General features: G+C 46.5%; 22 protein-coding genes and 2 pseudogenes. 3 read left to right on the forward strand and 21 right to left on the reverse strand.

What is annotated here, in order from left to right; all coding sequences use genetic code 11:
• Nucleotides 1-8 precede the first annotated feature (8 nt).
• The 12 genes from mtaB to gpr form a co-directional block, all read right to left on the reverse strand.
• The gene (gene mtaB / locus OWN49_RS10920; RefSeq protein ID WP_025852978.1) at nucleotides 9-1,364 is read right to left on the reverse strand and encodes a tRNA (N(6)-L-threonylcarbamoyladenosine(37)-C(2))-methylthiotransferase MtaB; all 1,356 of its coding nucleotides are present in this window, start codon (nucleotides 1,362-1,364) and stop codon (nucleotides 9-11) included.
• Nucleotides 1,364-2,134 (reverse strand): 16S rRNA (uracil(1498)-N(3))-methyltransferase, encoded by a 771-nt coding sequence (locus OWN49_RS10925; protein WP_003152900.1) that lies wholly within the window; start codon nucleotides 2,132-2,134, stop codon nucleotides 1,364-1,366. The genes mtaB and OWN49_RS10925 overlap by 1 nt, the downstream gene beginning before the upstream one ends.
• A gap of 22 nt (nucleotides 2,135-2,156) precedes the next feature.
• Nucleotides 2,157-3,092, reverse strand: coding sequence for a 50S ribosomal protein L11 methyltransferase (gene prmA / locus OWN49_RS10930; RefSeq protein WP_003152897.1), 936 nt, complete (start codon nucleotides 3,090-3,092; stop codon nucleotides 2,157-2,159).
• A gap of 23 nt (nucleotides 3,093-3,115) precedes the next feature.
• Nucleotides 3,116-4,243 (reverse strand): molecular chaperone DnaJ, encoded by a 1,128-nt coding sequence (gene dnaJ / locus OWN49_RS10935; protein WP_003152895.1) that lies wholly within the window; start codon nucleotides 4,241-4,243, stop codon nucleotides 3,116-3,118.
• A gap of 185 nt (nucleotides 4,244-4,428) precedes the next feature.
• Nucleotides 4,429-6,267, reverse strand: a complete 1,839-nt coding sequence (dnaK, locus tag OWN49_RS10940) for a molecular chaperone DnaK (RefSeq protein WP_003152893.1) — start codon at nucleotides 6,265-6,267, stop codon at nucleotides 4,429-4,431.
• A 24-nt stretch (nucleotides 6,268-6,291) separates the two neighbouring features.
• Complete coding sequence (gene grpE / locus OWN49_RS10945; protein WP_003152892.1) at nucleotides 6,292-6,867, reverse strand: nucleotide exchange factor GrpE; 576 nt, start codon at nucleotides 6,865-6,867, stop codon at nucleotides 6,292-6,294.
• 59 nt (nucleotides 6,868-6,926) lie between these two features.
• Nucleotides 6,927-7,958, reverse strand: coding sequence for a heat-inducible transcriptional repressor HrcA (gene hrcA / locus OWN49_RS10950; protein ID WP_003152889.1), 1,032 nt, complete (start codon nucleotides 7,956-7,958; stop codon nucleotides 6,927-6,929).
• A gap of 80 nt (nucleotides 7,959-8,038) precedes the next feature.
• Complete coding sequence (gene hemW / locus OWN49_RS10955) at nucleotides 8,039-9,178, reverse strand: radical SAM family heme chaperone HemW (RefSeq protein WP_003152887.1); 1,140 nt, start codon at nucleotides 9,176-9,178, stop codon at nucleotides 8,039-8,041.
• A 59-nt stretch (nucleotides 9,179-9,237) separates the two neighbouring features.
• The gene (gene lepA, locus OWN49_RS10960) at nucleotides 9,238-11,073 is read right to left on the reverse strand and encodes a translation elongation factor 4 (RefSeq protein WP_013352938.1); all 1,836 of its coding nucleotides are present in this window, start codon (nucleotides 11,071-11,073) and stop codon (nucleotides 9,238-9,240) included.
• 132 nt (nucleotides 11,074-11,205) lie between these two features.
• The gene (locus OWN49_RS10965) at nucleotides 11,206-11,544 is read right to left on the reverse strand and encodes a YqxA family protein (RefSeq protein ID WP_007408270.1); all 339 of its coding nucleotides are present in this window, start codon (nucleotides 11,542-11,544) and stop codon (nucleotides 11,206-11,208) included.
• 16 nt (nucleotides 11,545-11,560) lie between these two features.
• Nucleotides 11,561-12,754 (reverse strand): stage II sporulation protein P, encoded by a 1,194-nt coding sequence (spoIIP, locus tag OWN49_RS10970; protein WP_013352939.1) that lies wholly within the window; start codon nucleotides 12,752-12,754, stop codon nucleotides 11,561-11,563.
• 67 nt (nucleotides 12,755-12,821) lie between these two features.
• Complete coding sequence (gpr, locus tag OWN49_RS10975; protein ID WP_172614837.1) at nucleotides 12,822-13,928, reverse strand: GPR endopeptidase; 1,107 nt, start codon at nucleotides 13,926-13,928, stop codon at nucleotides 12,822-12,824.
• A 202-nt stretch (nucleotides 13,929-14,130) separates the two neighbouring features.
• On the opposite strand from gpr, the gene rpsT reads away from it, so the two are divergent.
• A complete protein-coding gene (rpsT, locus tag OWN49_RS10980) occupies nucleotides 14,131-14,397 on the forward strand; it encodes a 30S ribosomal protein S20 (protein ID WP_003152876.1) in 267 nt (88 codons plus the stop codon).
• Nucleotides 14,398-14,413: 16 nt separating this feature from the next.
• On the opposite strand, the pseudogene holA reads toward rpsT, so the two are convergent.
• Nucleotides 14,414-15,455: pseudogene (gene holA, locus OWN49_RS10985) on the reverse strand (DNA polymerase III subunit delta).
• Nucleotides 15,456-15,494: 39 nt separating this feature from the next.
• Nucleotides 15,495-15,649, reverse strand: a pseudogene (locus OWN49_RS10990) (hypothetical protein).
• A 40-nt stretch (nucleotides 15,650-15,689) separates the two neighbouring features.
• Between OWN49_RS10990 and OWN49_RS10995 the strand changes: the two are divergent.
• Complete coding sequence (locus OWN49_RS10995; protein ID WP_003152870.1) at nucleotides 15,690-15,824, forward strand: YqzM family protein; 135 nt, start codon at nucleotides 15,690-15,692, stop codon at nucleotides 15,822-15,824.
• An 18-nt stretch (nucleotides 15,825-15,842) separates the two neighbouring features.
• Here the strand turns inward: OWN49_RS10995 and OWN49_RS11000 are convergent, their stop codons facing one another.
• The 3 genes from OWN49_RS11000 to OWN49_RS11010 form a co-directional block, all read right to left on the reverse strand.
• Nucleotides 15,843-18,194, reverse strand: a complete 2,352-nt coding sequence (locus tag OWN49_RS11000; RefSeq protein WP_077722611.1) for a DNA internalization-related competence protein ComEC/Rec2 — start codon at nucleotides 18,192-18,194, stop codon at nucleotides 15,843-15,845.
• Complete coding sequence (locus OWN49_RS11005; RefSeq protein WP_003152868.1) at nucleotides 18,195-18,764, reverse strand: ComE operon protein 2; 570 nt, start codon at nucleotides 18,762-18,764, stop codon at nucleotides 18,195-18,197. It lies immediately after the preceding gene.
• A gap of 66 nt (nucleotides 18,765-18,830) precedes the next feature.
• The gene (locus OWN49_RS11010; RefSeq protein ID WP_013352942.1) at nucleotides 18,831-19,445 is read right to left on the reverse strand and encodes a helix-hairpin-helix domain-containing protein; all 615 of its coding nucleotides are present in this window, start codon (nucleotides 19,443-19,445) and stop codon (nucleotides 18,831-18,833) included.
• A 58-nt stretch (nucleotides 19,446-19,503) separates the two neighbouring features.
• Between OWN49_RS11010 and comER the strand changes: the two genes are divergently transcribed.
• Complete coding sequence (gene comER / locus OWN49_RS11015; RefSeq protein WP_014305449.1) at nucleotides 19,504-20,325, forward strand: late competence protein ComER; 822 nt, start codon at nucleotides 19,504-19,506, stop codon at nucleotides 20,323-20,325.
• A 68-nt stretch (nucleotides 20,326-20,393) separates the two neighbouring features.
• Here comER and OWN49_RS11020 read toward each other — a convergent pair whose 3' ends face one another.
• From OWN49_RS11020 to OWN49_RS11035, 4 genes are read right to left on the reverse strand one after another with little or no spacing between them, the layout of a single operon-like run.
• Nucleotides 20,394-21,131 (reverse strand): class I SAM-dependent DNA methyltransferase, encoded by a 738-nt coding sequence (locus OWN49_RS11020; protein ID WP_031378935.1) that lies wholly within the window; start codon nucleotides 21,129-21,131, stop codon nucleotides 20,394-20,396.
• Nucleotides 21,128-21,484, reverse strand: coding sequence for a ribosome silencing factor (gene rsfS, locus OWN49_RS11025; RefSeq protein ID WP_003152864.1), 357 nt, complete (start codon nucleotides 21,482-21,484; stop codon nucleotides 21,128-21,130). The genes OWN49_RS11020 and rsfS overlap by 4 nt, the downstream gene beginning before the upstream one ends.
• 17 nt (nucleotides 21,485-21,501) lie before the next feature.
• Nucleotides 21,502-22,062 (reverse strand): bis(5'-nucleosyl)-tetraphosphatase (symmetrical) YqeK, encoded by a 561-nt coding sequence (gene yqeK, locus OWN49_RS11030; RefSeq protein ID WP_077722612.1) that lies wholly within the window; start codon nucleotides 22,060-22,062, stop codon nucleotides 21,502-21,504.
• Complete coding sequence (locus OWN49_RS11035) at nucleotides 22,052-22,621, reverse strand: nicotinate-nucleotide adenylyltransferase (protein ID WP_003152860.1); 570 nt, start codon at nucleotides 22,619-22,621, stop codon at nucleotides 22,052-22,054. Before OWN49_RS11035 ends, yqeK begins: the two co-directional genes overlap by 11 nt.
• Nucleotides 22,622-22,631: the final 10 nt, after the last annotated feature.

Consider the following 22,631-nt stretch of genomic DNA (forward strand, 5'->3'; position numbering starts at 1 on the left):
TTTATCTGTTATGAAGACATGCGCATGTTCCGGGTCATTTCACCCTCAACGACGCGGACGAATTGTCCTTCGTTATACGGATAGCCCGCTTTTTGAATTTTGACTTTAACAAGTTTGCCGATTACATCTTCCGTGCCTTTGAAGACGACTTTCATGTAATTGTCCGTATAGCCGACGAACATGCCGTCCTCATCAGACTCTTTAAATGCCTCTTCCGGAATGATTTCCAGAACCTCTCCTTCATAATCGGAGGCGTATTCTTTGGCAAGCTGGTCAGACAGCGCAATCAGCTTATGCACCCGTTCGTTTTTCACGTTCTCGTCAACCTGGTCTTCCATTCTGGCCGCAGGTGTTCCGGTACGTTTGCTGTAAGGGAATACGTGAAGCTCTGAAAACTTATGTTCTTTAATGAACCGGTATGTTTCCATAAATTCTTCTTCCGTTTCACCCGGGAAACCGACGATGACATCAGATGTGACGGCAAGACCCGGCAGCGCTTCTTTCAGCTTATTTAAACGGTCCGCGAAAAATTCCATCGTATATTTGCGTCTCATCCGTTTCAGAACGGTGTTTGATCCTGACTGAATCGGGATATGAAGGTGGCGGACGATTTTATCAGACGCGTCCAGCACTTCAATCACTTCATCAGTGATTTGGCTTGCTTCAATAGATGAAATTCTGATCCGCTTCAGTCCTTCTACACGTGTATCAAGCTCGCGGAGAAGCTTGGCGAAATTATAATCTTTCATATCTTCGCCGTAGCCGCCCGTATGAATCCCCGTCAGGACGATTTCTTTATAGCCGGCATCCACCAGCTGCTGCGCCTGTTTAATGACTTCTTCCGGATCGCGGGAACGAAGCAGGCCGCGCGCCCAAGGGATAATGCAGAACGTACAGAAGTTATTGCAGCCCTCTTGGATTTTTAACGACGCTCTTGTGCGGTCAGTAAAAGCGGGAACATCCAGCTCTTCAAACACGCGTGCTTTCATAATATTGCCGACGCCGTTGATCGGCTGACGCTCTTCCCTGTACTGCTCAATGTAACCGAGCATTTTTTCACGATCCTGCGTGCCGACGACGATGTCAACACCCGGGATGGCCATAATTTCTGCCGGAGAGGTTTGCGCATAGCACCCTGTTACGCAGATGACGCCGTCAGGATTTTGGCGGATCGCCCGTCTGATGACTTGACGGCTTTTTTTATCTCCCGTGTTTGTTACCGTACATGTATTAATGACATATACATCTGCTGTCTGTTCGAATTCTTTTCGTTCATAACCCGCATCTTTAAACAGCTGCCAGATTGCTTCTGTTTCATAATGATTGACCTTGCAGCCAAGGGTATGAAAAGCAACAGTTGCCATTACTGATCACCTCTTAATAACTCTGTATGATAGGAAACTGCGCTTAACGCGTAAAGAGGCGCAGTTTCAGTCCGTAAAATTCTCGGTCCGAGGCCGCATAAGACGGCGCCTTTTTCTGAAAGCTGATGAACTTCAGACTCAGTCAGACCGCCTTCAGGGCCGAATACGATTAAAAGAGACGAACCTTGCGGAAGGCTTTTAAGCTCCGCGGCGAAAGCGCCCGTTTCTCCCTGCTTTGATGACTCCTCGTATGCAACGACACATTTATCGACATTCTCCGCCATTTCAAGCAGCTGCCGGAACGTATGAACGGTTTTCACTTCGGGAATTTCATTGCGGTACGATTGCTCCGCCGCTTCCTTCGCGATTTTCGCCCATCTCTCCCGCTTTTTCTTTGCCTTTTTGTCGTCTAGCTTAACGACGGATCTGGCGCCTTGAAAGGGGATGAACATACTAGCCCCCAGCTCGGTCCCTTTTTGGATAATCCATTCAAGCTTATCGCCTTTCGGAAGGCCGCTGGCAATCCTGATCTTCAAAGGCAGTTCACGGTTTTCACCCGTCCATTCAGCAATGCTGCATGATATATGATCTTTAGAAACCGCTTTGAGCAGGCATAACGCTTCATGGCCGTCTTTCGAACAGCAGATAATCCGGTCTCCCGCACTCATTCTCATGACGTTCGCTATATGGTGGACGTCTTCCCCCGTAATTTGAAAATCGGGAGTTTCGTCCATCTCCTGCTTCGTGAGCTCGATAAAATATCGTTGCATACGCTGTGACACCTACTAACTGTTATTTTTTCGCGATGATGCTGACCCAATCTTCCATAGACAGAATCTCTGTGATGGTAAAGCCGGCTTTTTCCAACGCTTCTTTTACTTCCTGTTTTTTCTGGCCGATAATGCCTGAAGTAATAAAATGGCCTCCGTCTTTGAGCAGGTCGTACGCCTGTGATGTAAAGCGGAGAATCACTTCTGCCAAAATATTTGCGACAATGACATCATGTTCGCCCGTGATGCCGTCTAACAAATTGTTCTGCTTCACTTCGGCCGTATCACTCACTTTGTTCAATTTTAGATTCAGACGCGCGCTTTCAACAGCGACCGGATCAAGGTCATATGCATGAACCGATTCGGCCTCAAGCATGGCGGCCGCGATGCTTAAAATTCCTGAACCGGTGCCGACATCAATGACACGGTCGCCTTTTTGAACGATACGCTCAAGCGCCTGAATGCACAGAACGGTTGTCGGATGCGTTCCCGTACCGAATGCCATGCCCGGATCCATTTCGATAATCAGTTCATCGGTATTCACGGGTGTGTACGTTTCCCATGTGGGCACGATCGTGAATTTTTCAGAAATTTTCACCGGATGATAATACTTTTTCCAAGCTGTCGCCCATTCTTCTTCATTAACTTCAGAAATGGTGATTGTGTTTCTGCCTAAATCAATGTCGTACAAAAGCAGATTATTAATCGTCTCTTTAATGCCGTCCACCGTTTCGCCGAGGAAACTGTTAATCGGCAGATACGCTTTGACAATGACACCCTCATCGGGGTAATCATTGGGGTCGAGCTGGTAGATTTCCCCGTAAACATTCTCACGCTCTTTCATTAAATCAAGCGGATCTTCGATGACAACCCCGCTCGCACCAGCTTCATGCAAAATATTTGAGATGGGTTCGACCGCTTCATGTGTTGTGTGAATGCTGATTTCGGACCATTTCAAAACTACCAACTCCTATCCAATCATTACTCGCCTTTAAATGCGCGTTTTACTTTGTCAAAGAAACTCATTTCTTGTTCATCCGGCAGGTTTCCGCTGACTTCAGCGAACTCGCGGATGATGTCTTTTTGTTTGTCTGTCAGATTCGTCGGTGTGACGACGCGGACGACAATGTGCTGGTCGCCTTGTCCGTAGCCCCGGACGTTCTGAACGCCTTTGCCTCTTAATCTGAATTTCGTGCCTGTTTGTGTGCCGGCAGGTATTTTCAATTTCACTTTTCCGTGAAGCGTCGGCACTTCCACTTCGTCTCCGAGTGCTGCTTGGGCAAACGTTAACGGCATTTCGCAATAAATATCGTCTCCGTCGCGTTCAAAGAACTCGTGGGCGCGCACATGGAATACGACAAACAGATCTCCCGCAGGCCCTCCGTTTACGCCAGGTTCACCTTGGCCCGGAACGCGCAGCTGCTGTCCGTCATCCACACCGGCAGGAATCGTGACATTGATTTTTTTCCGTTTTTTCACTTTGCCCGTGCCGCCGCAGTCAGAACACTTGTTTTTGATGATTTTTCCTGTTCCTTCACAGTGGTGGCAGACTCTTCGGTTAACCACTTTGCCAAACGGCGTGTTCTGTTCGACGTTCAGCTGGCCTGAACCTCCGCAGTGCGAGCACGTATCCGGCTTTGTTCCCGGCTTCGCGCCCGATCCTTTACATGTTTCGCAATTCTCTTCGCGCGGAATTTCAATGATCGTTTCTTTTCCGAAAGCCGCGTCTTCAAATGACAGGGTCATTGTATACTGCAGATCCGCGCCTTGCCGCGGCGCATTCGGGTCACGGCGTCTCGTGCCGCCTCCGAAGATGCTTGAGAATATGTCATCGAAACCGAAGCCGCCGAAGTCTCCGCCGCCTCCGAAACCGCCGCCGAATCCCTGGTTAGGGTCTGTATGGCCGAATTGGTCATATTGAGCGCGTTTTTGGTCGTCTGAGAGCGCTTCGTACGCTTCTTTTACCTCTTTGAATTTTTCATCTGCTCCGGATTCTTTATTGATATCAGGATGATATTTTTTTGAAAGCTTCCGATAGGCTTTTTTGATTTCATCCTTTGAAGCGCTCTTACTTACCCCAAGCACTTCATAGTAATCACGCTTACTCATCTCGCTTCACTCTCCCGAATTTCTCACATAAATTAGATTGTATCATTTTGAATTATGTTTTTTCAATTCCTTTTATCCCGGGCAAGAAAAAAAGTCAAAGCCAAGAGATGCCTGACTTTGACTTTCTGTCTGTTGAATCAGAATATGCTGGGTGTTCTTCCGCCTAAAGCCATGCGGGAAAGAACTTATTTTTTCGTTTCGTCGTCTTTTACTTCTTCGTATTCCGCATCGACAACGTTGTCATCCGCTTTTTTGCCTTCAGCGTTTGCTGCGCCTTCAGCCTGCTGCGCTTTTGCCGCTTCTTCATAAAGCTTCATAGAAAGCTCTTGAACGATTGTTTGAAGCTCATCTTTTTTCGCTTTGATGTCTTCAATTTCGTTTTTCTCGATAGCGGCTTTCAGCGCGTCTTTCGCGTCGTTTGCTTTTTTCACTTGCTCTTCGTCCACTTTGCCTTCCAGATCTTTTAATGTTTTTTCCGTTTGGAACACAAGCTGGTCAGCTTCGTTGCGGACTTCGATTTCTTCTTTTCTCTTCGCATCAGCGTCAGCGTTTTCTTCCGCTTCTTTTACCATGCGTTCGATCTCATCATCAGAAAGACCTGAAGAAGATTTGATTGTAATGTTTTGTTCTTTTCCTGTGCCTAAGTCTTTCGCTCTTACGTTTACGATACCGTTTTTGTCAATATCGAAAGAAACTTCGATTTGCGGTACGCCGCGCGGTGCAGGCGGGATATCAGTAAGCTGGAAGCGGCCGAGCGTTTTGTTGTCGGCAGACATCGGGCGCTCACCTTGAAGCACGTGAATGTCAACAGCCGTTTGGTTGTCAGCTGCAGTTGAGAATACTTGAGACTTGCTCGTCGGAATTGTCGTGTTGCGGTCGATCAGTTTCGTGAACACGCCGCCCATTGTTTCAATACCGAGAGAAAGCGGTGTAACGTCAAGAAGAACAACGTCTTTTACGTCTCCCGTGATGACGCCGCCTTGAATCGCTGCACCCAACGCTACAACTTCATCAGGGTTTACGCCTTTATGCGCTTCTTTACCCGTTTCTTTTTTAATTGCTTCCTGTACGGCAGGAATACGTGTTGATCCGCCGACAAGGATAACTTTGTCGATTTCGCTCGCAGAAAGATCCGCATCTTGAAGAGCCTGACGGACAGGAGCCATTGTGCGCTCAACAAGGTGAGCGGAAAGCTCTTCGAATTTAGCGCGGGTCAGTGTCAGCTCAAGGTGAAGAGGACCTGCTTCTCCCGCTGTGATAAACGGTAAAGAAATTTGTGTAGATGATACGCCGGAAAGATCTTTTTTCGCTTTCTCAGCCGCATCTTTCAAACGCTGAAGCGCCATTTTGTCTTTTGAAAGATCAATGCCGTTTTCTTTTTTGAATTCTGCTACGAGATGATCGATGATGACTTGGTCAAAGTCGTCCCCGCCAAGACGGTTGTCACCGGCAGTTGAACGGACTTCAAACACGCCGTCGCCAAGTTCAAGAACAGATACGTCAAACGTACCGCCGCCAAGGTCGTAAACAAGAATCGTTTGGTCTTCGTCCGTTTTATCAAGTCCGTATGCAAGCGCTGCTGCAGTCGGCTCGTTGATAATACGCTCTACCTCAAGACCGGCGATTTTACCGGCATCTTTTGTCGCTTGGCGCTCTGCATCGTTGAAGTATGCAGGAACCGTGATAACGGCTTTTGAAACTGTTTCGCCGAGGTAGCTTTCAGCGTATGCTTTCAGATGCTGAAGGATAATAGCTGATACTTCTTGAGGCGTGTAGTCTTTTCCTTCGATTTCCACTTTATAGTCAGTACCCATATGGCGTTTAACAGACATGATTGTGTTAGGATTTGTGATTGATTGGCGTTTCGCCACTTCCCCTACTTGGCGCTCGCCGTTTTTAAATGCAACGACTGACGGAGTCGTACGGTTTCCTTCAGCGTTGGCGATTACTGTAGGCTCTCCGCCTTCAAGCACTGCCACACATGAGTTTGTCGTACCCAAGTCAATTCCGATTACTTTACTCACTTTGAATTACCTCCTGCTATGTAGTTATTGATTCACTTTTACCATTGAAGGACGGATGACGCGATCCTTCAGTTTGTAGCCTTTTTGCAGTTCTTCGATAACAATATTGCTGCCGAAGTTTTCATCTTCCACCTGCATGACGGCTTGGTGAAGGTTCGGATCAAATTCCTGACCGACAGCTTCGATGGCTTCAACGCCTTCTTTTTCAAGTGCGTCCATCAGCTGACGGCGGACCATTTCCATACCTTGCAGCAAGCTTTTTGTCTGCTCGCTTTCAGCTTCTACCTGTAACGCCCGTTCAAAGTTGTCGAGAGCCGGAAGGATTTCCGTTACGACGTTTTGAGAACGGTATTTCTGAGCAGCTTCCATTTCAAGGCGGCTGCGTCGTTTATAGTTTTCAAAGTCTGCTTGAACACGCAAAAGCTTGTTTTCTTTTTCATCAAGCAAACCCTGCAATTCATCAATTTGGTGCTGAAGGGCTTCTTCCTGACCTGCCGTTTCTTCATGCTGCTCTTGTGAAGCCGCTTGTTCTGCCTGTTCTGTCACTTCTTCTTGTTCTGCTGCTTCAACCTGTTCTGCGGTTTGTTTTTCTTCTGACATTGTGTTCACCTCCCTCAAATGCTGTAAAAAGATGACTGAAAATGATTGCCAAAATTCCCTTATTCATCATACAAACTTGTGAATGCTTTTGACAAGTCCGAAGTCACGTGCTGCAGCAGGCTGACGACTCTTGAATAATTCATGCGCGTCGGCCCGATAATCGCGATTGATCCGATCTGCTTCGTATCAACTGTATAGGTGGCCGTGATTAAGCTGCAGTTTTCCATTTCTTCGTAGTCGTTTTCTTTCCCGATTTTGATTGAAATTCCGGCTTTTGATGACTGAAACAGCTTCAGAACATCCTGCTCTTTTTCAATTAAAGATAAGAGCGAGCGGACCCTTTCAATATCGTGGAACTCCGGCTGATTCAGCATGTTGATCTTTCCGCCGAAAAACAATTTCTCAACGTGGGCCGCCGGATGGAATGTGGAGCGGAGCGATTCAAGTATGCTGTCATAGTTGGCGATATGCTGCCTTAAATATGTGACAACCTCTTTGAAAATGCGCTCATTCAATTCGTCCATCGGCACGCCCGCTAATCGATCGTTTAATATATTGACCAGTTTTTCAATATCGGCCAAATCCACTTTAGCCGGGAAATTGATGGTGCGGTTTTCGACATGCCCCGTGTTCGTGACGAGGATGGCGACCGCCTTATCCGGCTGGATCGGAACGATTTGAATCTGTTTAAGATAGTTCTCGCTCAGCGTCGGCCCGAGGACAATCGATGTGTAGTTTGTCAGATCGGACAGGATTTGCGCTGATTTTTGGACTGTTTTTTCCAGCTCGAAGATTTTTTCTTTAAATATCGAGTGAATTAAATCCAGATCGGTTTTTGTCAGCTTGACGGGTGACAGCAAATGATCGACATAATACCTGTACCCTTTTTCCGACGGAATCCGTCCTGAGGATGAATGGGTTTTTTCAATAAAGCCCAATTCCTCCAAGTCAGCCATCTCGTTTCTGATCGTTGCAGAGCTGAATGTAATCTCGTCTTTTTTTGAAAGAGTTCTTGATCCTACAGGCTGCGCTGATTGTATAAAATCATTAATAATCACTTGCAGGATCAACAGCTGACGATTTGTTAACATCATCATCACCCCTGTTAGCACTCAAGGTCAGCGAGTGCTAATTCTATATCAAAAGTAACAAACCAAAAGAAAAATGTCAATTATAACTCACCCAAAAAAGCGCCAAAAACCTCATTTCCTAATAATTTGCCCTCATGCGTTAATGCAACCGATTCTTCCGTGTCACAGATCAGGCCTTTTTCGGTTAAATCTTTGAGAACATCGGGAAACAGTTCGTCAACCGAGCGTCCGAATTTATCGAGAAAAGCTTGCTTTTGTACGCCGGACATTTTTCTGAGACCGAGGAACATTTCTTCTTCAATCTGCTCCTCCCGTGTCACCTCGTGCGTATCACGGTAAGGCAGCCCCTTTTCTTCGATGAGCTGAATATAATGTTTCACAGGCCCGGCGTTGACGGTGCGCGTGCCGCTGATATATCCGTGAGCGCCTGCGCCAAAACCGAAATACGCTTCATTGCTCCAATACGTCAGATTATGCTGTGACTCGTATCCGGGCTTTGCAAAGTTACTGATCTCGTATTGACGGATGCCCGCTTCACTCATCTGCCTCATGACCGTTTCATACATCTCGGCCTCTTGTTCTTGCGCCGGGAGATGCAGACGGCCTTTTTGCATTAAATTATAAAACACCGTTTTCGGCTCTACGATCAGCGAGTAAACGGAATAATGCTCCGCATCAAGAGACAAAGCCGTTTTGACGGAATTGTCAAGGTCGGCCAGCGTCTGACCCGGCAGGCCGAACATCAAATCGAGACTGATGTTGTCGAAGCCGAGAGCCCTCGCTCGTTCAAAGGAAGTGAATACGTCCTTTTGTTTATGCACTCTCCCGATTTTTTGTAAAAGCTCATCTTCAAAGGTTTGAACACCGAAACTCAGCCGATTGACACCGGCATTTTTCATGATTTTTAATTTTTCCGGGGACAAATCATCCGGATTCGCTTCCGCGGCAAATTCTATGAGTCCGTCAGAAGGTTTCAGCACGCGGTGAATGGAATCCATCAATTTTTCCAGCTGGGCGGGTGAGAGCGATGTCGGCGTGCCTCCCCCGATAAAAATCGTGCGGAGATCAGGGCGTCCCGTCCGTTCTATTGTATTTATCATTTCCTTTTCGAGTGAGTTTAAGTACTCATCGACAGGCTGGCTCTGAATAAAATATTTATTGAAATCGCAATAGTGGCAGATATGCTCACAAAACGGAATATGAATATAAGCTGATTTCATTTTGAAACACCTTCTTCTTTACAGAAAGAAGCCGCAGCGCGGGACTGCGGCGGCTTCCGTTATTTTTTCGGGCTGTCATCCATTTTAAGAACGGCCATAAACGCTTCCTGCGGCACTTCTACCGAGCCGACCTGCTTCATCCGGCGTTTTCCTTCTTTTTGTTTTTCAAGAAGCTTCCGTTTCCGCGAGATGTCTCCTCCGTAACATTTTGCAAGGACGTTTTTCCGCATGGCCTTAATGGTTGAGCGGGCCACGATTTTCTGTCCGATCGCTGCCTGCACGGGCACTTCGAATTGCTGGCGGGGGATCAATTCTTTCAATTTTTCGACGATGACTTTCCCGCGCTCGTATGCGTAATCGCGGTGCACGATAAACGACAGCGCATCAATTTTTTCTGCATTCAGCATAATGTCCATTTTGACGAGTTTGGACGGTTTGTAGCCGATCAGCTCGTAATCGAAAGAGGCGTACCCTTTCGTGCTGGATTTCAGCTGATCAAAAAATTCATATACGATTTCCGCAAGAGGCATCTCATATACAATGCTGACCCGGTTGGCGTCTAAGTACTGCATATCGATAAAGTTGCCCCGTTTCCCCTGGCAAAGCTCCATAACCGCTCCGACGTAATCGTTCGGAACCATCATCGTCGCTTTGACATAAGGTTCTTCCACCCGCTCTATTTTTTGCGGGTCAGGCATGTTTGACGGGTTATCCACGATGATCTTTTCGCCGTCCGTCATATAAACGTCATAAATAACGCTCGGCGCGGTCGTAATAAGGTCAATTTTAAATTCCCGTTCAATCCGCTCTTGAATGATTTCCATGTGAAGCATTCCTAAAAAACCGCAGCGGAAACCGAAGCCGAGGGCTTGTGACGTCTCCGCCTCGTATTGAAGAGATGAATCGTTCAATTCAAGTTTTTCCAGAGCTTCACGCAAATCATTATATTTGGCTGTGTCAATCGGATAAAGTCCGCAGTATACCATCGGATTGAGTTTGCGGTAGCCCGGAAGCGCTTCTGCCGCAGGCTTAACCGCGCTCGTGATCGTATCACCGACACGGGTGTCGCCGACGTTTTTGATTGCGGCTGTCAAATAGCCTACGTCACCGACTGTCAATTCGTCAGCCGGCTGCGCTTTCGGCGTAAAGACGCCGACTTCAATGACTTCAAACTCTTTTCCGGTTGCCATCATTTTAATTTTCTGGCCCGGTTTGACCGTTCCTTCTACGACTCTGATATACGCGACGACTCCGCGGTACGCGTCATAAAGCGAGTCAAAGATGAGCGCTTTCAGCGGAGCTTCCGGATCTCCCGCGGGAGCCGGCACTTTTTCTACGATCTGTTCTAAAATGTCTTCGATGCCGATGCCCGCTTTCGCTGAAGCGAGGACGGCGTCTGAAGCGTCAAGGCCGATAACGTCCTCAACCTCTTGACGCACACGTTCTGGCTCTGCGCTCGGAAGATCGATTTTATTAATGACAGGAAGAATCTCAAGATCATTATCAAGCGCCAGATAGACGTTCGCCAATGTCTGCGCTTCTATTCCCTGAGCCGCATCAACAACGAGAATCGCGCCTTCACAGGCAGCCAGGCTTCGCGAAACTTCATATGTAAAGTCGACGTGTCCGGGCGTGTCGATGAGATGGAATATATATTCTTCTCCGTCTTTTGCTTTGTATTTCAGCTGAACGGAATTTAATTTGATGGTAATTCCCCGTTCGCGTTCAAGGTCCATTGAATCAAGCAATTGTTCTTTCATTTCCCGCTGGGTGATCGCCGATGTTTTTTCTAAAATCCGATCCGCCAAGGTCGATTTGCCGTGGTCTATATGGGCGATGATGGAGAAATTCCGGATTCTTGACTGCCTCTCTAAACGCTTTTCTTTATCTGTCACAATCTATCACTCCTACTATTAAACGCAAAATACACTAGCTTAGATTATATCAATAGGATTGTAAACATTCAATTAAAACAAGAAAGAGAAAAGCTTCCTTTAAGGAATCATCCGCTTTTCTCTTCATCAATGCTATCGGTTCAGTTTCGAAACCCACTCGTACATCGCCTGCGCCGAGTCCGTCACGGTATTTGAAAGGGTTTCTCCCGCTTTTGAAAACAGGTTGAAGGTTTCCGCCTGTTCCAGCTGTTTTTGTTTTTCTTCCAGATCTTTCGCCGTAACGGTTTGCCCCAAAATGGAAGCTTCTTTTTCCTGTCCTTCTCCGCCGCCGAGGGTGAATGCTCCTTTTAAGGAGGGATCTTTGTATCCTTTCATATCAAGCATTCCGCTGTTTGCCTGCTGCATGCCGAACAAAACGCCGAAAAACATGACAATGGCGATCAGCAGGCATTTGCCGGTAAAACGGATCATTCGAATCACCTGATTTCTATTGTTTTTTCTTCTCTCCTGATTGCGAGCTGACCTTGTCTGCATCCCAGTACAGTTCGCTGAACACATCGGCCACGGCATCTGATGCGCGCCTCAGTTCTTCTAGATTGTTATCCACGCCCCCGAATTCCAGCAGAAGCGACCGGTCGTTTAAATCCTGGTTGTATACTCCATTATCTCCCGGAGAGCCTTTTGATAAAACACCGACGCTTAAGCCGGGGTATTTTTTCTCCATCAGCTTATGAAGTTCACTTGCGAGTTTATAGTTTTCTTCAAAATTAGCGCTTTTTTTGCCGACCACGATGGCGACTCTGGCATAGCTTTTTCCTTTGATGTCGGCTGTCGTATTTTTCTTGCGGCGGGAATCCCGGTGAATGTCTATGGTATATTGCAGGTTTTTATTTTTGGCGAGCGCGCTTTTTACGACCGGCCTTGATTCGTCATAGCTTCGCGCATAATTTAAGCCGTCTTTGTTCAGGCGGGCCTGAATGTCGGTTTTATCTACGGTCGCTCCTACACCTTGCGCTTCAAGCGCTTTTCCGAACATATCTCCGACAAGCGTGACATTGGCCTTCGAATGGCGGGCGTTATCCGGATTTGTTTCCCCCTTTAACAGAGGAAGATAGGATTCGGTATTATGAGTGTGGTAAATAAAAACGACTTTTTTGCTGCCTGTTGAATGTTTCGGCGGCGCCGTTTCTTCTTTTTTCGTTTTGTTTTCGATTTCTGCCAGGTTCACTTCTTTTTCTTTTTCCATCACCTTCGACGGCGGCGGAGATTCAGCAGGCATATTCGTATAATCCGTCCCCTGCCCCGCCAGAAGGATCTCCGTATCGTATTGGGCAAATCCCGGCAGCTCACGTCCCAAGAAACTCCGCGGGTCTTCCATATTAATACTTGTCGCCAGTTTTAAGGAAAGCCGGGACAGCTGAAAAGAGTCTTTTTCAGGAAGCTCTGAGGCGAAATAATGATTTTCCATACCGAGGAGGTGTGCAAACGCGTCACCCGGAAGTTCTCCGGCAATTCCGTGAAGAGAATCCGAAGAAAGCCTCAGTTCAGGGCGAAGCGATGTGAGCACACCCGATAATACGAAAATAACGATAAGGCTTGTCATAAACAAAAACATGCCCTTGAGCGCATTTCCACCGTTTACTGCAACGACAATTTGACGGTTTCTGCGTTTTTTTCTCATGATTTGAATCCCTCCAGCGCTTGTCTAGTAATTACTCTATGAACAAGCTAGAGGAGGTAGAACCATTTTAATGATTATAAGAGCCTTTGTTATCTTGTGACACTTTTTCATGAAGGGCGGTGTTTAACCCGTTTGCAAGCACGTTCGCCATATCATCAATAAAGGTGTCAATCTCCTTCGGCGTGACCATCAGATTATGGCCGAGCGGAGAGAGCACTTCGTGAATCAGCTGGCGTTTTTCGTTTTCGTCCAGCGTGCCGACAATACCGAGAAAGGATTGGCGTTCTTTTTCTCCGGGAAGGTCTTCGTCTGTCAGCACCTTCTTTTTGCCGAAGTTCATTCCGGCGGGCACCAGAGATCTTGACGGGCTGTCATCTTTCATCTCTCTGCCGAAATGCTTTAATATATAATCCACCGTATCGCTTGCGATCGTAACCGCATCAACGACAGTCGGTACCCCGATTGCGATGACGGGGATGCCGAGCGTCTCCTTGCTTAATTCTTTTCTCTTATTGCCGACGCCTGATCCCGGGTGAATGCCCGTATCAGAAAATTGGATGGTCGTGTTCACCCTTTCAACGGCTCTTGCCGCAAGAGCGTCTACCGCAATCACAAAATCCGGCTTTGATTCTTTGATCACACCTTGAATAATATCGCTCGTTTCAATTCCCGTTAATCCCATCACACCGGGAGCAAGCGCGCTGACCGGCCTGTACCCTTCCTGTACGTTTTCCGGCTGAAGCCTGAACAGATGCCGTGTCACAAGAAGGTTTTCGGTCACGAGAGGGCCGAGCGCATCCGGCGTCACATTCCAGTTGCCGAGACCGACGATCAAACAGCTTGCATCCTTTGGAATCTTTAATGCCGACAGATAGGCGGAAAATTCCTCGGCAAACACTTCCGTTACTTTTTCCTGCATGTCAGAGTCGTGTTCCCGAACCCCTTGAGCCTCGATCGTGACATAGCGTCCCTGCTTTTTCCCCGATAGCTCGGCGCCTTCTTTGGTAATATCGACGGTTCTGACTTTAATGCCGCCCTTGTCGCGTTCTTTTTCAATAAACCCGTTTATTTCTTTTGTCTGACCGGCTTGTCCGTCTTTTACCGCCTGTTTCGTTTCTACCGCTAAATCCGTCCGTATCAGAAATTGATTGACATTCAGTTCGTTGTTTTTCACAGGAAAGACCTCCTTCAATCATCGTGGTACATAGTGTGGCCATTTACAAAACGAATCATGCGAATTTACCCATCAACGAAAAATACTTTACATTTATATTGCAATCTAAAGTTCTGTTTGATAGAATACAATTTGTTCTATTGTGAAGAAGATTTAACCTTAAGACACTGTGCTACAGGTTGTATCTTAGGAGGTGAAACACATGCCAAACATTAAATCAGCGATTAAACGTACAAAAACAAACAACGAACGCCGCGCTCATAACGCGACAATCAAATCTGCTATGCGTACTGCAATCAAACAAGTTGAAGCTTCTGTTGCTAACAACGAAGCGGATAAAGCGAAAACTGCTCTTTCTGAAGCAGCGAAACGCATTGATAAAGCAGTGAAAACAGGTCTTGTACACAAAAATGCCGCAGCTCGATACAAATCTAGACTTGCGAAACAAGTGAACGGACTTTCTGCATAATACAAAAACGATCCCTTTAACGGGGATCGTTTTTTTCATTCAGTCCGGAGAAGCTCAAGGAGAAAGAGCTCCAGCAAGAGCTGCTTGTCCTTTTTCCCCGTTTTCATTTCATAATCCATCACTGCGAGCCTTTCTATAATACGCCGCAGCTCTTCTTCAGAAAAAAGCCTCGCCTGATCCATCGCCAGCTTTACCCGGAAAGGGTGCACCTTTAAGTTGGAAGCGATTTGCTTTTGGCCGTATCCTTGTCCCGCAAAATACTTTGTCTGCATAATCAGACGGAATTGGTTGGCGATCAGCGCCATAATTTTGATCGGTTCTTCGTTTTGTTTTAAAAGATCATAAAATATTTGAAGACTTTCCGTCCGTTTTCGGTTCACGATTTTGTTGATCAGCTCAAAAATATTCTGCTCCAAACTTCTTGCGACAAGCTCCCGGACATCTTCAAGCGTGATCTCATGTCTGTCACCGGTGTAGGCGGAGAGTTTTTGTATTTCCTGATATATGGAAGACAGATGGCCGTTTGCAAGCAGAACCAAATGCTCGGCAGCTTCTGTATCCATCGTTTTATTTTCGGATTTCGCCAGATTAATCGTAAAATCAGTCGTCTCCTTTGCATTCAGCTCCTTAGCTTCAATCATAAGGGCTTTTTGCTTCAGCGCTTTCGTCAGCTTTTTCCGTTCGTCCAGCTTTTCATACGGAGCCACAATCACAAAGACCGTATAAGGCGCAGGCTCCTTCAGGTAAGTCTCCAAAGCGCTTGTATTATGCTCTATTTTTTCTTTCTTTTTTTCTCCTGTTAAAAAAGACGGATTTTTTACGATAACCAGCCGCTTCTCTCCCATAAACGGAAACGTTTCCGCATCGGTTATGGCCTGGTCAAGCGGATCCTCTTCAAGATCAAAAACAGACAGGTTAAAATCTTTAGTCTCCTCATCAACGACAGCTTGTCTGATCCGGCTGACAGTCTCTTGGAGCAGATACGTTTCTTTTCCGTATAAGCAATAAACGGAGCGGACATCCCCTTTTTTCAGGGCTTTCCAAACATCAAATACCATGATCGTATGACTTCCTCTCTTTCTTGATCCCCTTCTATCCTAAATTGAGTTCGGCAAATAGTAAAGAGGAAGCTTTAAAAAGGACAGCTTCCTCATTTATAATAAACGCCTGATTCACAAGCTCCCGGGTCTGCTTGTAAAAAGGCGATAATCACAAGAACAGAAAACGTTACCATCACTTCTAGATTTTTCAAAACAATTCCAGTATACTTAGGGAAGTCAGGAGGGATGAAATTGAATGATTTTGAAAAAAACGTTCAAAGCAAACGAAATGATGCTGTTGACTCAGCTGTCGGTTTTGTCGTGTCCTTCGGATTTTTCGCCTTTTTGTTCGTGATGGCAACAGCCATCCATCTTATCGGCTCTTAGCCGCATTCCGGGCTGCTGTCAATCGGCAGTCTTTTTTACTTCTTGCGCCCTGGTTTCTTCTATATCATATGGAGGGAAGACGGAAAACGTTCCGGCGCCTTTTTCAAATCTGTATTGAATCGTTCCGCTGATATCGGTGCGAAGCACATTGACAGAGTACGCCTTCAAACGATCCAGCACTTCTTCATGCGGATGATGGTATCGATTCTCTTTTCCTGCTGAAATCAGCGCTGCTTCCGGCTGAAGCTGTTTCAAAAAGGCTTCACTCGTTGAGCTTTTGCTGCCGTGATGACCCGCCTTCAATATATCAGCCTTCAGTTTCGGATACGTTTTCAGCACTTCTGTTTCGCCGTCCGATTCTAAATCTCCCGTCAAAAGCCAGCTCACTCCGCCTAAAACCGTCCAAAGCACCAGTGATGAATCATTTTTACTCTTTCCGTCAGATGACTCCGGAGACAGCACCTGAAACTGAAGATCACCCGCTGTAATGGTGTCGCCCCGCTTTGCTTCGGCAACGGGAATGTTGTTTTCTTTCGCCATTTTTAATATGTTCTGATCCTTCGGTTCTTTTACGAATCCCACGGGGACAATTAACCGTTTGACTCTATGATTTTTGATTAACACTCCGGCTTCTCCGATGTGATCCTGATCCGCATGGGTTAAAAACAGCGCATCCAGCTTTTTCACCCCTTTTCCGTTTAAAAACGGAATCAAAACCTTCTCGCCGATAGAATACGGGTGGCGTTTTTCTTTCCATGATTCTCCGGGATAAGCAATCACTCCCCCTGTATCAACCATTACGGTCCCTTTGCGGTATGGCGCGCTTATAAACAGCGAGTCTCCCTGCCCGATATCAAGCATATCCGCTTCTCCCCATGGACTGAAATACGGACGGCATATTAAATAAGCCAAAACCGCGCAGAAAAAAAGAGCCGATTTCCTGAGTTTTAAAAAACCTCCCTTTTCCAAAGCCGCAAAAAGCGTAAAAACGGAAACCGCAAGCAGAAGAAGGGAAAGAAAGTCAGGCTTTGACACAATCATAGTAAATAAATCAACGGATGCCGCATATGTAATGAAATCATGCACAGGCTTCATCACAAGGTCAAACATATCAAACAAACATTCTCCCATCTGCCTTGAAAGCAAAAGAAGAAGGAAGCCGATGACAGAAACCGGAATGACAAATAACGTATAAAATGGCACCATCACCATGTTCATCGGAAAACTGACAAGTGAAATTTGTTGAAAATGATAGAGAAGAAACGGAAGTGAGCTGAGCTCTGCAATGAATGAGGCCATCGCAAGCCCGGCAAGTCTGCTTTTCCCCGCTTTCTTTAAAATGGAGGATGACAGAATTAAAGAGGCGCTTACCGCAAAGGAAAGCTGGAAGCCCGCCTGCCAAAGGAAGTAAGGATTAAACAGCAGGAGCAGCAGATAAGACAGAGACAATGCAGCAGAGGAATGAATGCCGCGTTTAACAAGAGTTCCGGCGATATAAAATCCCAGCATGAGGGATGCGCGCAATACGGATGGGGCGGCACCGCTCAGCAGCGTATATACCGGCAAAAACAGCAGCAGCAACATCCCCGCCTTTTCTCTTGTCAGCCCGATTCTGATCAGAGCATAAAATAGTCCCGCCGTAATAAGACCGACATGCATTCCTGAAATCGCCATTAAATGAACGACTCCCAGATTTTGATATGCACTCAGTATATCGTCCTCTATAGAAAATCTTTCACCTAAGGTCAGCGCTTCAACAATTCCGGCGGAAGATTCAGGCACGTGATTCCGAATGATTGAAATCAAATTTTTTCTGATGTTCAGCAGTTTAAACAGCGGCTGTTTGGATTTTTCACACCGCTGAATGGAAGTCACGGAAAATAACCAGTGAATCTGCTGAGAGTAAAGATATTCCTTATAATCAAAACCTCCGGGAATCGTCGCATGTGCAGGCTGTTCCAGAGAGCCTGTAAACGTGCAGCGCATCCCCGGTTCAAGCTGTTCAATGAGTCTCTTTTCCTCAAGAGACCGGATTTTATACGAAGCCGCCCATTTTTCCTTGTCATGTGTACGGATAACGGCTGACATTTTCGCTCCGTCAACCTTCGGAATATTAGTGATGACGGCCTGTTCAGTATAACTGCCGGCCTGATATCGCGTTACATTCGCAGCGTCACAAACCGTATAAAGAAAGAAATAAACACAAAAAGAAACGAGGCAGATGATAACCGGAGCAGGCTGCTTTGTTTTTATCATAATAAAGAGAAGATACAGAAGAAAAAGGAGCAGAACCCAGAAGACATGAGCGGCGGCAATTCCCGCAGTTGCAGAAACCGCCGCCAGAGGCAGAAGAAGGTATTTATATTTCATTTATACGTAACTGGTAAACAGCTCATTGGCCTGTTCATGAATTTTTTTCAGTTCATCTGCCTTAACTCCCGCATCAGATAATTGCTGAATCAGACCTGCGACAAAAGACAATTTTTCGCGATTTTTGAGATCGATGATCATTTCATCAAGTTCGACCTGCTCCACCTTGACTCCGGCTTGGCTGAACAGCTCTTTTGCATAAGGCTGTGTTTTGTAATCTTCGGCATAATAGACCGTTTTGATGCCTGCCTGGATAATTGATTTGCAGCATTGAATACAAGGATAATGCGTCACATAAATTTCGGCGCCCTCCGTCGGAACACCGAACTTAGAACATTGCAGAATCGCATTCATCTCTGCATGTATGGTCCTCTGGCAATGATTATCTATTAAAAGGCATCCTTCATCAGCGCAATGGACGCCGCCGGCAATTGAGCCGTTGTATCCGCCGGCAATCATCCGCTTATCTCTGACTACGGTTGCCCCGACTGACAGTCTCGGACATGTGCTTCTCAGCGCCAGCAAATGGCTTTGCGCCATAAAATATTGATTCCATGAGATTCGTTCCACAAGTGTTCCCTCCAAAAAGTCTTGTTGCTTTTCTAAGTTTACATAGATTTAAGCAGAACCGTCAATTCACTTTACCGTAATGGAAGTTTTTATCCGCTCAAATGACTTTTCTCCAAAGCCTGATACATTCATCAAATCTTCAGCAGTCTGAAACCGTCCGTTTTCTTCTCGGTAGGCGATAATGGCTTCCGCTTTTTTCTGCCCCACCCCGGAAATCGCCTGAAGTTCGTCCAAAGATGCCGTATTGATATTGACAGCTGCATTCTCCTTTTCACCCGCTGCTGTTTTCGGGTGATTCTCTTCTTCGCCTTCACTCGGAATATAAACAATCGTCCCGTCCTGCAGCTGCTCTGCTAAATTAACATTCAATTCATCCGCCTTTTTCTTCAGGCCTCCGGCTTTTTCAATGGCTTGCGTCACTCTGTCTCCCGCTTTCATTTCATACACGCCGGGATTTCGGACCGCACCTTTCACATCAATCATAATCTTATCGTCTGCGGTGTCTTTTTTGTCCGCGACGGATGCCGAGGCTGTTTGGCCGAGCACGGACTGCTGTTTGACCGGCTCTTCCTTTTCAGAACGAAACAGCCAAATACAGATAAAAACCGCCCCTGCCGCAAGACAAGCGCCCAGAATTTTCAGGTTCCGCCGCAGCCGCTCCGTCATCATCGCTTTCGTCATATTGCATTGCCTCCCCGCATAAGGTTTAGAGGATTAAGGGAAAAAGGAGGGGAATTCATTGAAAATAGGCTTTATCGGCACCGGAAACATGGGAACGATCCTGATTGAATCGTTTATCGAATCAAACGCTGCCGATCCCTCACATATCACCATCACAAACAGAACAATCGAAAAAGCATTAAAACTAAAAGAACGTTTCAGCGGCATCCATGTCACTGAGGATCAGGAAAAGCTCGTACAGGATAATGAAATAATATTCATTTGTGTAAAACCGCTGGATATATATCCTTTGCTGAAAAAACTCACACCGCATTTACGGAAAGATCACATTTTAATCTCCATTACCAGCCCCGTTCAGACGGATCAGATTGAACATACGGTTCCGTGTCAGACGGCCCGCGTCATTCCGAGCATTACGAACCGCGCCTTGGCCGGCGTCTCGCTTGTTACGTTCGGCAAAAGCTGCAGCGAGTCTGCAAAAGCGGATATTCAAACGCTGTTCACTCATATTTCAAAACCTGTTGAAATCAGCAGCGGCATTACAAGAGCGGCGTCAGACATTGTCAGCTGCGGACCCGCTTTTATGAGTTATCTCGTTCAGCGCTTTATTGACGCGGCAGTGGAAGAAACGGACATCACCAAAGAAGAAGCCGTGATTATGTCGACAGAAATGCTTGTCGGTCTCGGAAAGCTTCTTGAAACGGGGCATTACACGCTTCCCGCCTTGCAGGAAAAAGTATGCGTAAAAGGCGGCGTCACCGGAGAAGGACTGAAGGCTCTCGAAAGCGGTGTTCAGGATATGTTCAATCGTGTCTTTCAGCGTACACATGACAAATACGATGAAGATATATCGTTAGTGAAGAAGCAATTTCACGTGTAACTGAGTATGCCATAAAGAGCTTTATCGCGCCAATCGCAAAAAATGCATTTTAAAAACCATCGTTCCGTTTAAACGATGGTTTTTGGTTTGCCTGCCGTAAAGAAAAGACGTTCAGACTCTGTTGAAGGAGGCCGGTCTGTAAAATCAGCCGTCACCTTCTTCAGTTCAAATCCGGTCTCTGCAAGCATTTGTTCATATTCTTCAATGTAAAATGTTTTTTGCTCATGCGTCTCGTCATAGCGGTCATAAGATTGTCCGTTCCATACGAAAAAGGACATATCATGGATGACAGAAAGCTCTTCATCGCCGGCAAAGCTTTGCCAGATATAGCTGATCTGCTCATCCTGATCCGCATGGGTGCTGTCCGGAAAAAGCTCCGTCATTTTATACGGGGAATGGACGTCAAACAGAAGCAGGCCGCCCTCCTTCAAAACTTGAAAAACACTTTTGAAGGTGCTTAAGACATCATTTTTCGTTTTTAAGTAATTTAGGGAATCACAGCAGATGACTACGGCATCAAACTGTTCTTCAAAACCGGAAAGCTCTCTCATATCCTGCTGGAGAAAAAGAATCGGCTTTCCCGTTTTTTTCTGCTGGGCACAGCTCAGCATATCTTCACTCAAATCAATCCCCGTGACTTCGCAGCCTTTTTCAGCAAGCCTGATGGATATTTCTCCGGTTCCGCAGGCAAGATCAAGCACCCTTCCCTTTTCCGGAAGAGACGCTTCAATCCAGCCCGCCCATTCATCATACGGCGCATGTGACATTAACTCGTCATATACACCGGCGAAGCCTTGGTAAATCATGAGTTCAAGCCGAGTTCAAGCTCTGCGAGCGGCGCGTCGCCCCATAGCTTTTCAAGATTATAGTAGCTTCTTTCATCTTTATGGAAAACGTGGACAATGACGTCGCCGAGATCAACTAAAACCCAGCGGGCCTCATCAAACCCTTCCATCTTTTTGACATCAATGCCGTTTTCTTCTGCCTGATCTTTAATTTCACGCGCAATGGCCTGAACCTGTTTATCAGAATTCCCGTGGCAGATTAAAAAGTAATCCGCTACAAGTGAGATTCCTTCCATGTCCAGCGCTAAAATATCTTCTGCACGTTTATCGTCGCATGCTTTTGCCGCGATTTTTAATACGGAAGCTTGATTCATTTTCCATATTCCTCCTGTCATTTTTGAGACACCAGCCAGTTATAGGTTGCAAACGTCTCCGGAAAGACCGGCTGGTTTTTTTTCATCAGAAATATCATTGTATTTTTCATCGCTTGTATGAGCGCTTCGTTCAGATCTGTTTCCGCCAGACGGCGCACCTCTTCCACTCCGGGAAAATGGCGGCCGGGTTCAATGTAATCCGCAACGTAGATGACTTTGTCTAAAAGGGTCATTCCGGGACGCCCTGACGTGTGATAGCGGATTGCATCCAAGACCTCGGGATCAGTGATCCCCGCTTCTTTCTCAGCCAAATACGCTCCCACAGGGGCATGCCACAGCTCGGCATTGTAATCCAAGAGCTCAGCAGGCATTTTTTCCCGCACGATGATCTGCTTCATTTCTTCTTTCGGCCGGAATTTCGCATAATCATGAAAAATAGCCGCCATTTCCGCTTTTTTCGGATCTGCTCCGAACCGGCCTGCGAGAATAACCGCCGTATCTGTCACGCCGATTGTGTGGATGTAGCGATGCTCGGTCAGCTGTTCTTTGACGCAGGCAAGTGCTTCCTCACGATTCATATAAATCATTCTCCTCTATATACTGCCTCACTTTATCCGGCATTAAGTATTGCGTCGGCTTTTTTGCTTTGAGACGTTCTCTCAGCATCGTTGACGAAACGTCAAATTCCGGAACGTCGGCAAAAAGCAGCGGGTACGGGGTCTCGATATGATACCCCGGGCGCCGCACTCCGATAAATTGAATGAGCGTGAGCAGTTCGTCCAATTTGTACCATTTCGGCAGATATTCAATCATATCCGCCCCGATAATAAAGAAAAGCTTGTCGTTCGGGTGCCGCTCCTTCAGTAAACGGACGGTATCATAGGTATAAGAAGGGCCTTTCCGGTCCATTTCCGCAAGCTCAAGCTTAAAGAAGGAATTAGAGCTGATGGCAAGCTTCAGCATCTCCACCCGGTGCCGGCTGTCTGTAAAGTCTTCATTCTGCTTATGCGGCGGGATTTTATTGGGCATAAACCAAATCTCATCGAGCTCCGCCTGATGAAGGACTTCATTAGCCATCAGAAGATGTCCGTTGTGCGGAGGGTCAAATGTGCCCCCGAATATTCCGATTTTCTTCATGTCAACCACC

The sequence above is a fragment of the Bacillus sp. NEAU-242-2 genome (assembly GCF_027853835.1).
GTDB lineage: Bacteria > Bacillota > Bacilli > Bacillales > Bacillaceae > Bacillus > Bacillus velezensis.

Coding starts and splice junctions, on each gene's coding strand:
- spoIIP (WP_013352939.1), bottom strand. CDS start 12,754: ATGAGAAAAAAACGCAGAAACCGTCAAATTGTCGTTGCAGTAAACGGT.
- OWN49_RS11010 (WP_013352942.1), bottom strand. CDS start 19,445: ATGACGAAAGCGATGATGACGGAGCGGCTGCGGCGGAACCTGAAAATT.
- hemW (WP_003152887.1), bottom strand. CDS start 9,178: ATGAAATCAGCTTATATTCATATTCCGTTTTGTGAGCATATCTGCCAC.
- dnaJ (WP_003152895.1), bottom strand. CDS start 4,243: ATGAGTAAGCGTGATTACTATGAAGTGCTTGGGGTAAGTAAGAGCGCT.
- rsfS (WP_003152864.1), bottom strand. CDS start 21,484: ATGAATCAAGCTTCCGTATTAAAAATCGCGGCAAAAGCATGCGACGAT.
- OWN49_RS10925 (WP_003152900.1), bottom strand. CDS start 2,134: ATGCAACGATATTTTATCGAGCTCACGAAGCAGGAGATGGACGAAACT.
- rpsT (WP_003152876.1), top strand. CDS start 14,131: ATGCCAAACATTAAATCAGCGATTAAACGTACAAAAACAAACAACGAA.
- mtaB (WP_025852978.1), bottom strand. CDS start 1,364: ATGGCAACTGTTGCTTTTCATACCCTTGGCTGCAAGGTCAATCATTAT.
- OWN49_RS11000 (WP_077722611.1), bottom strand. CDS start 18,194: ATGAAATATAAATACCTTCTTCTGCCTCTGGCGGCGGTTTCTGCAACT.
- yqeK (WP_077722612.1), bottom strand. CDS start 22,062: ATGAATCGTGAGGAAGCACTTGCCTGCGTCAAAGAACAGCTGACCGAG.
- OWN49_RS11035 (WP_003152860.1), bottom strand. CDS start 22,621: ATGAAGAAAATCGGAATATTCGGGGGCACATTTGACCCTCCGCACAAC.
- OWN49_RS11020 (WP_031378935.1), bottom strand. CDS start 21,131: ATGATTTACCAAGGCTTCGCCGGTGTATATGACGAGTTAATGTCACAT.
- grpE (WP_003152892.1), bottom strand. CDS start 6,867: ATGTCAGAAGAAAAACAAACCGCAGAACAGGTTGAAGCAGCAGAACAA.
- OWN49_RS10965 (WP_007408270.1), bottom strand. CDS start 11,544: ATGATCCGTTTTACCGGCAAATGCCTGCTGATCGCCATTGTCATGTTT.
- hrcA (WP_003152889.1), bottom strand. CDS start 7,958: ATGTTAACAAATCGTCAGCTGTTGATCCTGCAAGTGATTATTAATGAT.